The following is a 12,337-nucleotide window of genomic DNA, read 5'->3' on the forward strand; positions in this document are numbered from 1 at the left end:
AAACAGATACCCAGTTAAACAATATGCCGCTCACTCGCTTAAGTGAACGGCATTAGGCCGAAAGGCCCGTTTTTTTGAGTACAAATTATTATCTACAGTTTGTAGGTAAATATTTTGCAGCCACAGTTGTACCAGCAGCCGCATTACACTGCCAAGTTAAGCCTTCTGGAGGAATTGTTCCAGATGTTAAAGCCGCACCGCCAGATTGGGGCTGTAATACTACAACTGTACCTGCACCACCAGAAGCAGCCGTCATAGTCATTGTTATATTACCATTTGTTCCATCACAAGCTACTGCTGAAACATTATCAGTTGCGCCGGAAGCAATTGGATTCACAAAACCTTGACATAGTGGCTCACCTGCAGCTGCATTTTCTGCTACCAAAGTTTTAGTTCCAGAAGCCAAAGAAAATGCTTCTGATACACGTGAACGTACAGTGTAATCTTGGTAAGCTGGAATAGCTACTGCTGCCAAGATACCAATAATCGCTACAACGATCATTAATTCGATAAGGGTGAAACCCGCTTGTTTTTTAGTTTGCATAAGACTCTCTCCTATTCTTTATAAAGAATTTGCAAATTGTTTAAGTTCAAATCTGTTCACAGAGAATTCCGTATAATCTGATCAAAACTACACGGGCCATTACGGAATGTAAGTAGCGCTTCCCTGTGTGAACAAATCTGTAAACAAATATATCCTTTGCGTGTCATGAATAGCAACAGCTTATAGTTAAATTTCCTGACACTGAGCAAAAACAATGAGTTACGTCACAGTTATATGCGAATTTGCTTTTCAAAAAGCATACAAAGTGTTGTTTTTTTGACCAAGCAAAGGAAAAAGTGACAAATTTTGTCAGCTTTGTAACTGTTTGTAGATAATCTTTTGGGTTGCATAAGGCCATTTTCGGGCCGTCGACCAACAATTTAACCGAATTATATTGCCGATATTAGCTTGCAGTATTCGCGGTTATCCAACCTATGGTTATTCGCTGGGCTTTTTGTAGGGACAAGTCATGACTTGTCCCTACACTTTCGTTGGATGGCGTCGCCACGCGACTTATCCAACCTACAGGAGCTAGCGCTTTTTAATTGCTAGCAAATCGCTTGAAAGATCTTTCCATTCTGGATTAAAGCGTTCTATCAGCTCTTCTTTGCCGAGTCGGCATTCTGATTTAATTTCTTGCTCCCTTGCTTTTGCTTTTTCAAGTGAGTCAGTAATTTCGTAATAGACCAGCTCATTGCAATTGTACCTACGAGTAAATCCTTCAGCGATTCTGTTTTTGTGTTCAAATACCTGTTTGCCAAGGTTATAGGTTATTCCTGTATAGAACACTGTTTTTCTGGGGTTAGTCAGTATATAGACGTAGCCTTTTTTCATGGTTGGTTGCTATATGGATGTTTGGTTTTGATTATTCTTGATTCAGTATCTTGCGATTCTTTTGTAGGTTGGGTCTGCCCCTCGGGTACATCACCAGCCTACCTTATTTTGTTAGGTCACACCTTAAGTGTGACGAATGCTAGCCTACCATATTAGCTTTTTCTACTGTAATAACTGTCGGTTATAACTCCAGTCTTAGCGAGAGGTCGACGGCCTGGATATGTTTGGTGAGGGCGCCTACCGAGATAAAGTCGACACCAGTATCAGCAATATCGCGCAAAGTTTCGAGGCTGACGTTGCCGGAGGCTTCGATTTTGGCGGTGTGGGAATGAACCTGATTAATGGCTACGCCGGTGCGCATATCGTCGATGGAGAAATTGTCGAGCATGATCACATCGGCTCCAGCATCCAGCGCCTGATCCAGCTGGGCAAAGGTTTCGACCTCCACTTCGACCATGATATCAGGATGCAACTGACGAGCTTTCTTTACGGCCTTTTCGATGGAGCCTGCCGAAATGATATGGTTTTCTTTAATCAAGAAGGCGTCAAACAGACCGATACGATGGTTTCGCCCACCGCCACAGTAGACGGCGTACTTTTGTGCAAGGCGCAACATGGGAATGGTTTTACGTGTATCCAGCAACTTGCATGAGGTACCTTTTAATTCAGCAGCGTAACGGGCGGTAGTGGTCGCTGTACCCGATAGCGTTTGCAGGAAATTCATGGCAGTTCGCTCACCAGTGAGGATCTTTCTGGCATTACCTCGTAGCTCGCATAACTTGTCATGGGCGCGAACTTTGTCACCATCCTGACAGAACCACTCAATCTCGATACTTGGATCCAGCTTATGAAACACCGCATTAAACCAGTCTATGCCACACACAACGGCATCCTCGCGAGTGATCAATTTACCGGTTGCAGTTTTATCTTCACTGATAAGTTCTGCTGTGACGTCCTTTCCTCTGGTACCACCCAGATCTTCCTTAAGAGCAAGGTTGACCTGCTGGGGAATTTCGGTTGCTAGCTGCTGCTGGTATGGCGTTTCGATCATGGGGCTTCCTGTACGCTTCGTTTTGGCGAGATGAAATTGACACATCTTCAAGTATTGATTGGTGCCCGTATTTTACGGATTAAGTGGGATGACTCAAAGTGCTTTTTCAGCCAGCTGATTTATCCAGCAGTAACTGTCGATAGTAATTCCAGTCAAAAGCAGGGCCAGGGTCGGTTTTACGCCCTGGCGCTATATCGGAATGGCCGGTTATTCGCTCTAGCGTAATCTGTGGGTAGGCTTTTAAAATGACTTTCGAAACACTGGCCAGCACCTGGTACTGAGCTTCCTCATAGGGAATATCGTCAGCACCTTCAAGCTCAATGCCTATCGAAAAGTCGTTGCACTTGTCCCTACCCTCGAAACTGGAAACACCGGCATGCCAGGCTCGCTTTTGAAACGGTACATACTGCACCAGCTCGCCATTGCGTCTAATCAATAAATGACTGGATACACGCAATGCTGCGATGTCTTCAAAATAGGGATGCTCGGAAGGGTTAAGCGAGCCTGTGAACAGCTGGTCGATATAAGGCCCACCGAACTGCTTAGGCGGCAGGCTAATGTTGTGGATGACCAGCAGGCTGATATCGCTGGGATCTTCACGCTCATCGCAGTGTTCGGTCGGCACGAAACGAGCCGGTTGAATCAGGCCTGTTGTCAGATTGATGTAAAAAGGATGCGGCACAGTATCTCTTCTTTTGATTTGTTTATTTTGTACGGACATGTCGTGACTTGTCCCTACATTTTTGTTGGATGGCACCCATTGGGCTTATCCAACCTACGATTGTGTTTATTGCCGGGTAATGGATTCGACTTATACCACCTACAAAAGCTATTTTCCGTTATAATAGCGCCAATTAACTCTATTGAATATGTACAGGCGTTATGAGTAAAGCATTAATTGTAAAGTGTCCGACCTGCGAAAAGGCTGTGGCGTGGAAAGATGATAATGAGTTTAAGCCGTTTTGTAGCCAGCGCTGCAAGCTGATTGATCTGGGCGAATGGGCAAGCGAAGGTCATCGAATCGCTGGTAAACCACTTGATCCAGAGATTGTCGATCAACTGAGCCGCAATCAAGATTAGTTTAGTTTTTAATGGCCTCGACAATCGCCAGGTTGGCTTCGGGGAATTGAAACTCATCTAGCTGACTGGCTGGGCACCAGAGAAGTGGTTGCCCTTCAACACCTTTCGGCACCCCCATGTAATCCGTAACAGTCCAGACATCCAGCAAAACCGACTTTTCGGGATAGTTGTGTTCAATCTGGATTAATGGAAAAAACTTGGTGGGGATAATCGCCAGCTCTTCGAAACATTCGCGGATTAACGCCTGCTCGATTGGCTCATTGTCTTCCTGTTTGCCGCCAGGGAACTCCCAGTAACCACCTTTGTGCAAATGCTGCGGACGTTTGGCAATTAAAATTCGGTCGCAGCGCTGAATGACAGCAACCGCGACCCGAATGATATTACTCATAAACTAACTTACGATTCGATCTTACCGTGACATTGCTTGAACTTCTTGCCTGAACCGCATGGGCAAGGTTCATTACGACCTACTTTAGGTTGTTCACGAACAAAAGTTTCTGCCTGACGAGCCGTTTCACTTTGCGGCAATGCCGAAGCCGAATCGTGCTGCGCCTGCATGCCAGCCTGATTCACTTCTTTGCGTTTCATGGCTTCCACTTCTTCTTCCGGCATTCTGAAGCGGACTTTTGCTAATAACGTGACCACATCATGCTTGAGGTTATCCAGCATACCCGAAAAGAGGTCAAATGCTTCGCGCTTATATTCCTGTTTTGGATTCTTCTGTGCATGACTACGCATCCAGATACCCTGACGTAGATGATCCATGTTGGCAAGATGTTCTTTCCAGTGGCGATCCAGCTCTTGCAACATGACCTGCTTTTCAAGCTTACGCATCAACATTGGATCGGGTAATTGAGCTTCTTTCTCTTGATATGCCTTTTCAACTGCTTCGTGAATGCGTTGACGCAGACCTTCTTCGGCCAGCTTGTCATCCTCATCCAGCCATTGCTGTAGCGGCAGCTCAATATCAAAGTCCTGCTCAAGGCGCTGCTCAAGCCCCTTTACATCCCACATATCTTCAATCGATTGTGGCGGAATGTATTCACTGATGACGCTATAGACTACGTCATCGCGCAAATCTGCAATAGTGTCGGAAATATCATCCAACTCCATTAAATCGTTACGCTGCTCATAGATGACTCGACGCTGATCATTAGCAACATCGTCATACTCAAGCAGGTTTTTACGAATATCAAAGTTACGCTGCTCAACTTTACGCTGCGCATTTTCAATCGCTCGCGAAACCATCTTGTGTTCAAGGGCTTCGCCTTCATCCCAGCCCAGGCGCTGCATCATCATGCCTAAACGCTCGGAGGCAAAAATACGCATCAGGTCATCTTCAAGAGACAGGTAGAAACGACTTAAACCTGGATCACCCTGACGGCCAGCACGACCACGTAACTGGTTATCGATACGACGAGATTCGTGACGCTCTGTACCGATAATTGCTAAACCGCCAGCATCAAGCACCGCCTGATGACGCTTTTCCCATTCCTCTTTGGCTTTCGCAATCTGATCTGCTGTTGGGTTTTCGCCCAGAGCATCAATATCTGCCTGCAAGTTACCACCAAGAACAATGTCGGTACCACGACCCGCCATATTGGTTGCGATGGTCACAGTTCCCGGACGTCCAGCCTGAGCAATGATATCCGCTTCTTTAGCATGGAATTTGGCGTTCAGAACCTGGTGTTTAATTTTTGCTTTCTTTAATTCTTTCGAAATCAGCTCCGAAGACTCAATCGAAACGGTACCCACCAGCACTGGTTGACCTTTAGCCTGCAGCTCTTTGATTTCTTCAATAATGGCAGCATACTTTTCCTGTTTGGTCAGGTAAATCAAATCGCCTTTATCATCACGAAGCATTGGCTTGTTGGTAGGTATAACTACAACATCCAGACCGTAAATCATGTGTAACTCGGTGGCTTCGGTATCGGCAGTACCCGTCATACCAGAAAGTTTATTGTATAAGCGGAAATAATTCTGGAAGGTAATAGAAGCCAGCGTCTGGTTTTCATTTTGAATCTCTACACGCTCTTTGGCTTCAATCGCCTGATGCAGGCCATCTGACCAACGACGCCCCGGCATAGTACGACCTGTATGCTCATCGACAATAACTACCTGGCCATCTTTAACCACATAATCGACATCTTTTTTGAAGAGCTTATGGGCGCGAAGTGCTGCATTCACATGGTGCAATAAAGCAATACTGGCGGGGCTATAAAGACTTTGCTCGGCAGGTAGAAGACCGTTCTGACGAAGTAACTCCTCAATATACTCCTGACCTTTTTCCGTCAGGTGAGCCTGTTTGGATTTTTCATCAACAGTGTAATCACCCGTGTCCTGTTCACCTTCTTCTGATTCATGATCCTGCTCTTCCAATTTCGGAATCAATTTATCAATAGCGCGATACATTTCTGAGCTGTCTTCGGTTGGCCCGGAAATAATTAACGGGGTACGGGCCTCATCAATCAAAATCGAGTCAACTTCGTCAATAACAGCGAAATTCAATTCACGCTGAACTCGGTGTTCTTTTTGGAACGCCATGTTATCGCGCAGATAATCAAAACCGTATTCGTTGTTGGTACCGTAAGTAATGTCGGCAGCGTAAGCCTGTTGCTTTTCTTCATGCGACTGACCGGAAAGAATCACTCCCACGTCCATTCCCAGGAAGTTATAAACCGGCTTCATCCAGTTAGCATCACGTTGCGCCAGATAATCATTGACGGTAATGACGTGAACACCCAAACCTGATAATGCATTCAGATAAACAGGAAGAGTCGCAACTAAGGTTTTACCCTCACCGGTACGCATTTCTGCGACTTTACCGCTATGCAAGACCATGCCGCCAATCAACTGCACATCAAAGTGGCGCAAGCCCAAGGTACGTTTACTGGCCTCGCGCACTGTGGCAAAAGCTTCCGGAAGTATCTGCTCCAAAGATTCGCCTTTTTCCAGACGCTCCTTGTATTCAGTTGTTTTGGCCTTGAGCTGCTCGTCAGACAAAGCCTCCATCTCAGGCTCTAATTTATTTATCAGCTCAACGGTTTTACGTAATTTTTTAAGGGTTCGCTCGTTACGACTTCCGAAAATTTTGTTTAAGAAACTCATATTGTTCTTTCTTGTGTCTATGTTGTATTAACTATGGAATGCAGTTATGGATTTAAGGGTCAAAAGCGCCTTAATTGCTAACCCATAGCCGATAATTAATCTTTGAAGCACTCGATTGTACCCATATTCTGGTCGCTGTAAACGTCTGAGCGGGCTTTTCGAGCAGTATTTTCAACTAATGGGGGCATCAGGCAGGCATTTCAATGTTGTTGCTGGTTTTTACAAGACCATTAAAGCAAAAGCCCCAAAACGGGGCTTCTAAGAACTGTTTATACCAGATTAATGTTTCAGGTATTTGTATGGGTTGAGCTTTTTACCGTTCTTGGTGATTTCATAGTGAACGTGTGGGCCTGTGGAACGGCCTGTACTTCCCACCGTGGCGATGACCTGACCCTTTTTAACGATATCGCCTTTTTTTACCAACACGCTCTTGTTGTGACCATAGCGGGTGGTATAACCGCCACCATGACTGACTTCAACAAAAACACCATAGCCGGGCTTGCGATCCACAGTGGTCACCACACCGGCAGCAGTTGCGATAACGTCAGATCCTTCAAGCGACGAAAAGTCAATGCCTGAGTGCCATGCACGTTTACCCGTAAAAGGATCGGCACGATAGCCATAAGGAGAAGATAACCAGCCTGAAGTAATTGGACGACCAGAGATCTGTTGTTCGGTATTAATCTCTTTATCAAGAATCAAAGACTCAAGCGCGGACAACTCCTGTTCTTTGGCGTTTATGTCGCTTTCCAGCTGATCCAGGAAAACCACTACATCATTGTAGCTTGAGGTTGTTGCGGTCACATCTTCGCTGGGGCCACCGATTGCAGGGTCAGCACCAAAGCCAAACTCATCTTCAATGCCAGCGGTAGCAACTAATCGCGCACCGGCTGCATCAAGCCGTAACAAGTAAGCCTGCATAGTTGCTAATCGAGTGGCAAGAGCCTGAATTTGGCTTTCTGAAGTACGCTTGGCTACTTCTAACTGCTCTTTTTGAGAAATAAGTTCCTGTTGCCATTTTTTAATGGCCGCTTCACTGACAAGATCCTGCTGCAAGGACCAACGGGTTGCGAAATGGGTCAAAGCTACTACTGCCGTTAATGCAACAGCACCAAGTAGACTGAATACCACTAATTTAGAACGTCCAAATTCCAATGCCTTAATTCCTTTTTGATCACTTTTAATAATGGTTATGCGCATACTCACCCACGTTCGTTATATCACTTACAAGCAAGCTTGTAAGATGACAATTCTACCCCGTCAGCATACAATAGATGCTAACTCTTAACTTAGCCCAGAAATATTGAGCTTATGAAGCGTCCTTTCCGAGCCAAATCCGTGGCTGATGTGCTCAACTCACCTGAAAGTGTGTTGAAAGAGCTGCTTAATAAAGCTAACTCCCTGAAATCCATTACCGATAGTATTCATCAGCACTTACCCGAAGAATTGCAGAAACACTGCACTGTCTCCGAATACAATAAAACCAGTCTGGTTATTACTGCTGACAGCCCCGTGTGGGCTACCCGACTTCGGTATCAATCTTCCGAGTTACTCACTCAACTCAGAAAAGCTGGTTTTCTAGGATTAGCAAATATCCAGATCAGAATAGATCCGAATGGAAAAACTGCTACCTGAGATATTAATTTTTTTTTATTCTTAACCAGCAAACGCCAGTTTCTCCCTGGCGTTTCTGTTATTCCGACTTTCTTGTCTAACAAACTGATAAAATTACTACAATTATTGTTTAGAATTCAATCCTTAATTTTCCTCAACACATATAAACTCCAGCGCTAAACTGATAGCGCTGGGTTCATGATGTAAGAAATTGGCGCTGCATTAGCATCTTCATATGTTGCTAATTCCCATGCAGTTTCGTCCGCCATTAAGGTACGAATCAATTTATTATTCAGCGCGTGGCCAGATTTATAACCCGAGAAGGCGCCAATCAAGCTATGGCCTAAAAGGAATAAATCGCCAATCGCATCTAATATTTTATGTTTTACAAATTCGTCATCGTAACGAAGACCATCTTCATTAAGAACACGGAAATCATCCATTACGATAGCGTTATCCTGGCTGCCACCTAATGCTAAGTTGTGAGCACGTAAATACTCGATATCTTTCATAAAGCCGAAAGTACGGGCACGGCTCACTTCTTTAACAAACGAGGTGCTGGAAAAGTCGATAACTGCTGTTTGACGACTTTTCTTAAAGACAGGATGGTCGAAATCGATAGTGAAGGCTACTTTGAAACCGTCAAATGGCTCAAATACAGCAGTTTTGCCTTCATCTTCAACTTCAACACGCTTTTTGATTTTGATGAATTTCTTTGGTGCATTCTGTTCAGTGATACCGGCAGACTGCAGAAGGAATACGAAAGGACTGGCACTGCCGTCCATAATAGGTACTTCTGGTGCCGATACGTCAATATACGCATTATCAAGGCCCAAGCCAGCCATCGCAGATAGCAAATGCTCAACCGTAGAAATACGAACATCATCTTTAACCAAGCAGGTTGAAAGTGTGGTATCCCCCACATTTTCTGGCTTAGCTTCAATCTCAACAATCGGATCCAGATCAACGCGACGGAACACAATCCCTGTATCCACTGGTGCTGGTCGAAGGGTCAAATACACTTTTTCTCCTGTGTGTAGCCCCACGCCAGTAGCGCGAATGGTTGTCTTCAACGTACGTTGTCTTATCATTCAGTTTCTCCAACGCCTTGAAAATCAAGACTTTAGGTGTAATCTACTCAAATTCTAGCGCATAGTATCATAATATGTCAGTTCTTTGAACAATTTTTGAACATTTTTTAGACAGTTGTTTGAAATATTTGTTTAACTCTTGATTTATTTGAGTACAAATAGATACAAACCTCGCTAAACCTTGCACTAGCTCACACTTTCAGCCATGGCTGACTTCCTTATTAGCCTAATCGAACAGCCTTGAATAGAAGCTGAACAATTAAACAGCCAAAACAGTACGAAGACGCTCGAAGGGAGTGCCTCTTCGTACTGTTCAAAGTATGAAAGCAACTTTTTCAATAAGTTTCACCTTATCACCCAATCACCAAGAATATCGTTGATCACGATAAGCCCAGTGGCCGGCTACGGTACTTATTAGTCCGCCTGCTTTCTCAGGAAAGCTGGAATATCCAGGAAGTTATCTACGTCACTACCAACAGCCATTTTTGAGCTTTGCTCGGGAACTGAGCTAGCGCCCGCCTGCTTGCGAATTGATGGTGGTAAATCTAACTGTCCATAATCCAGGTCACCGTTGGCTTTGCGAACATCCTTTTGGTTGTTGGTATTGCTGACCAGGCGCATATTCGCTTCCTGACCTAAACCAGTCGCTACCACTGTTACTCGAATTTCATCACCCATTGAGGCGTCAATGGCTGTACCAACTACCACTGTAGCATCTTCATGCGCGATATCTTCAATCACTTCACACACTTCCGAGAACTCATCAATAGTAAAGTCTTCGTTAGCTGTGATATTAACCAGAATACCGCGAGCACCGGACAAGTCGACATCTTCAAGCAATGGGCTGGCAACCGCCATATCCGCTGCAATCTGTGCTCGACCTTCACCGGCGGCAATACCCGTACCCATCATGGCCTGCCCCTGCTCCGCCATAACCGTGCGCACATCGGCAAAGTCAACGTTGATTAAGCCAGGGCAAGTGATCAACTCAGCAATGCCTTGTACCGCACCATGCAGAACAGAGTTTGCTGATGCGAAGGCTTCGGTTAAACGTAAGCCTGCAAACTGAGCAACCAGCTTATCGTTTGGAATGATGATTAGTGAATCAACTGACTGACGCAGCTCATCAATTCCAGCTTCCGCCAACGCCATGCGTTTTTTACGCTCAAACTTAAACGGTTTAGTAACAACGGCAACAGTCAGGATGCCCATTTCTTTGGCAATCTCAGCAATAACCGGTGCTGCACCGGTACCGGTACCACCACCCATTCCGGCAGTGATAAATACCATGTCAGAGCCTTGCAGCACTTCCATGATACGTTCGCGATCTTCATGTGCAGCTTGACGACCCACTTCTGGGTTGGCGCCAGCACCAAGACCACGCGTAATGTTTTGTCCAATCTGGATAGTGGTTTTGGCAGTTGATGACTCCAACGCCTGAGCATCCGTATTCGCACAAATGAACTCAACACCATCAATATTGGCTTTCACCATATGTTCGACGGCGTTACCACCGCCACCGCCAACGCCGATCACCTTAATGATCGCGCTGTTCTGACAGCTATCTACTAATTCAAACATGTTAGCCATAATAATTTCCCCTTCGATTTACTTTGAAATTGCTTACACAAAATGTGTGTTAACACCTGCGTTCTAGCAACAGTTACTTCCACTTTTCCAGCAAAGCGATCCGCGCTTTACTAAAAACCACTAAACCACTTTTTCATGCGCTCAAAGAGCCCAGAAAAACCAGTTACATCTCTTTCACGATGATGACCCAGGTCCTGTTTTCCGTAGATCAACAGGCCAACACCGGTTGCATAAATTGGATTTTTAACCACGTCCACTAAACCTTTGATGTGCTGTGGCATACCTTGACGTACTGGCATGTGAAACACTTCTTCTGCCAACTCCATCAAGCCTTCCATTTTTGAACCACCACCGGTAATGACGATGCCGGCAGCAATTAGATTTTCAAAGCCACTGCGGCGAATTTCGGCCTGAACCAGCTCGAATAATTCGCTATACCGCGGCTCAACCACATCCGCTAAAATTTGACGCGAAAGGCGACGCGGTTGTCTATCACCAACGCTTGGCACTTCGATGGTTTCATCCAAGTTCGTCAACTGACGTAACGCGCAGGCATATTTAATTTTGATGTCTTCAGCAAATTGAGTTGGTGTACGCAATGCAACCGCAATGTCATTGGTTACCTGGTCGCCAGCAATCGGTATCACCGCGGTGTGACGAATGGCGCCGCCAGTGAAAATCGCGATGTCGGTTGTACCGCCACCGATATCAATCAGACAAACACCTAACTCTCTTTCATCTTCTGTCAGTACCGCATAACTTGAAGCCAATTGCTCTAAAATAACGTCTTCAGTTTCCAGTCCACAACGGGCCACGCACTTGGTAATATTTTGCGCCGCACTGACCGCGCCGGTAACCATGTGAACTTTTGCTTCCAGACGCACACCAGACATTCCAACGGGCTCACGTATACCTTCCTGGTTATCAATCACAAACTCCTGCGGTAAGACATGCAGTATTTTCTGGTCTGCAGGAATGGCAACTGCTTTTGCCGCATCAATGACTCGATCTACATCGCTTTGCGTTACTTCATGATCTTTGATTGCCACAATGCCGTGTGAGTTGAGGCTCTTGATATGGCTACCCGCGATACCGGTATAAACCGAATGAATTTGGCAGCCTGCCATTAGCTCAGCTTCTTCGATGGCACGTTGAATAGAAGCCACGGTAGATTCAATATTCACCACCACGCCTTTCTTCATGCCGCGCGATGGATGCGATCCAATACCAATAATATCTACGGTATTATCGCTACCGACTTCCCCAACAATGGCTACGACTTTTGACGTGCCAATATCCAATCCAACAATTAATCGTTTTTCTGATGATTTCGACATTGCTTTACCTATTGCCCCCACCGTTTTCTATCGGTGTTGTATTGCTAAACCATTTAGCTGCAAAACCGTTTTGATATCTCAAGTCCAC

General features: G+C 45.3%; 12 protein-coding genes. 2 read left to right on the plus strand and 10 right to left on the minus strand.

Going from position 1 to position 12,337, the window contains the following annotated elements:
• Positions 1 to 88: 88 nt before the first annotated feature.
• The 4 genes from HUJ19_RS04570 to ampD form a co-directional block, all read right to left on the minus strand.
• A complete protein-coding gene (locus HUJ19_RS04570; protein WP_290622521.1) occupies positions 89 to 544 on the minus strand; it encodes a pilin in 456 nt (151 codons plus the stop codon).
• Positions 545 to 1,075: 531 nt separating this feature from the next.
• Positions 1,076 to 1,378, minus strand: coding sequence for a GIY-YIG nuclease family protein (locus HUJ19_RS04575; RefSeq protein WP_290622522.1), 303 nt, complete (start codon positions 1,376 to 1,378; stop codon positions 1,076 to 1,078).
• A gap of 181 nt (positions 1,379 to 1,559) precedes the next feature.
• Positions 1,560 to 2,429 (minus strand): carboxylating nicotinate-nucleotide diphosphorylase, encoded by an 870-nt coding sequence (gene nadC, locus HUJ19_RS04580; protein WP_290622523.1) that lies wholly within the window; start codon positions 2,427 to 2,429, stop codon positions 1,560 to 1,562.
• A 106-nt stretch (positions 2,430 to 2,535) separates the two neighbouring features.
• A complete protein-coding gene (ampD, locus tag HUJ19_RS04585; protein WP_290622524.1) occupies positions 2,536 to 3,150 on the minus strand; it encodes a 1,6-anhydro-N-acetylmuramyl-L-alanine amidase AmpD in 615 nt (204 codons plus the stop codon).
• A gap of 161 nt (positions 3,151 to 3,311) precedes the next feature.
• Between ampD and yacG the strand changes: the two genes are divergently transcribed.
• Complete coding sequence (yacG, locus tag HUJ19_RS04590; RefSeq protein WP_290622525.1) at positions 3,312 to 3,509, plus strand: DNA gyrase inhibitor YacG; 198 nt, start codon at positions 3,312 to 3,314, stop codon at positions 3,507 to 3,509.
• 1 nt (position 3,510) lies between these two features.
• Here the strand turns inward: yacG and HUJ19_RS04595 are convergent, their stop codons facing one another.
• From HUJ19_RS04595 to HUJ19_RS04605, 3 genes are all read right to left on the minus strand, one after another.
• Positions 3,511 to 3,897, minus strand: coding sequence for an NUDIX domain-containing protein (locus tag HUJ19_RS04595; RefSeq protein ID WP_290622526.1), 387 nt, complete (start codon positions 3,895 to 3,897; stop codon positions 3,511 to 3,513).
• 8 nt (positions 3,898 to 3,905) lie between these two features.
• The gene (gene secA, locus HUJ19_RS04600; protein WP_290622527.1) at positions 3,906 to 6,617 is read right to left on the minus strand and encodes a preprotein translocase subunit SecA; all 2,712 of its coding nucleotides are present in this window, start codon (positions 6,615 to 6,617) and stop codon (positions 3,906 to 3,908) included.
• Positions 6,618 to 6,896: 279 nt separating this feature from the next.
• Positions 6,897 to 7,817 (minus strand): M23 family metallopeptidase, encoded by a 921-nt coding sequence (locus HUJ19_RS04605; RefSeq protein ID WP_290622528.1) that lies wholly within the window; start codon positions 7,815 to 7,817, stop codon positions 6,897 to 6,899.
• Positions 7,818 to 7,928: 111 nt separating this feature from the next.
• Here HUJ19_RS04605 and HUJ19_RS04610 point away from each other — a divergent pair, with 111 nt between their 5' ends.
• Positions 7,929 to 8,252, plus strand: a complete 324-nt coding sequence (locus tag HUJ19_RS04610; RefSeq protein WP_290622529.1) for a DUF721 domain-containing protein — start codon at positions 7,929 to 7,931, stop codon at positions 8,250 to 8,252.
• A gap of 155 nt (positions 8,253 to 8,407) precedes the next feature.
• Here HUJ19_RS04610 and lpxC read toward each other — a convergent pair whose 3' ends face one another.
• From lpxC to ftsA, 3 genes are all read right to left on the minus strand, one after another.
• Positions 8,408 to 9,322, minus strand: a complete 915-nt coding sequence (gene lpxC, locus HUJ19_RS04615) for a UDP-3-O-acyl-N-acetylglucosamine deacetylase (protein ID WP_290622530.1) — start codon at positions 9,320 to 9,322, stop codon at positions 8,408 to 8,410.
• 414 nt (positions 9,323 to 9,736) lie between these two features.
• On the minus strand, positions 9,737 to 10,912 hold the full coding sequence (ftsZ, locus tag HUJ19_RS04620; protein WP_290622531.1) for a cell division protein FtsZ: 1,176 nt from the start codon (positions 10,910 to 10,912) through the stop codon (positions 9,737 to 9,739).
• 110 nt (positions 10,913 to 11,022) lie between these two features.
• Complete coding sequence (gene ftsA, locus HUJ19_RS04625) at positions 11,023 to 12,249, minus strand: cell division protein FtsA (protein ID WP_290622532.1); 1,227 nt, start codon at positions 12,247 to 12,249, stop codon at positions 11,023 to 11,025.
• Between the last annotated feature and the right edge of the window lie 88 nt (positions 12,250 to 12,337).

Source organism: Kangiella sp. (assembly GCF_014762745.1).
GTDB lineage: Bacteria > Pseudomonadota > Gammaproteobacteria > Enterobacterales > Kangiellaceae > Kangiella.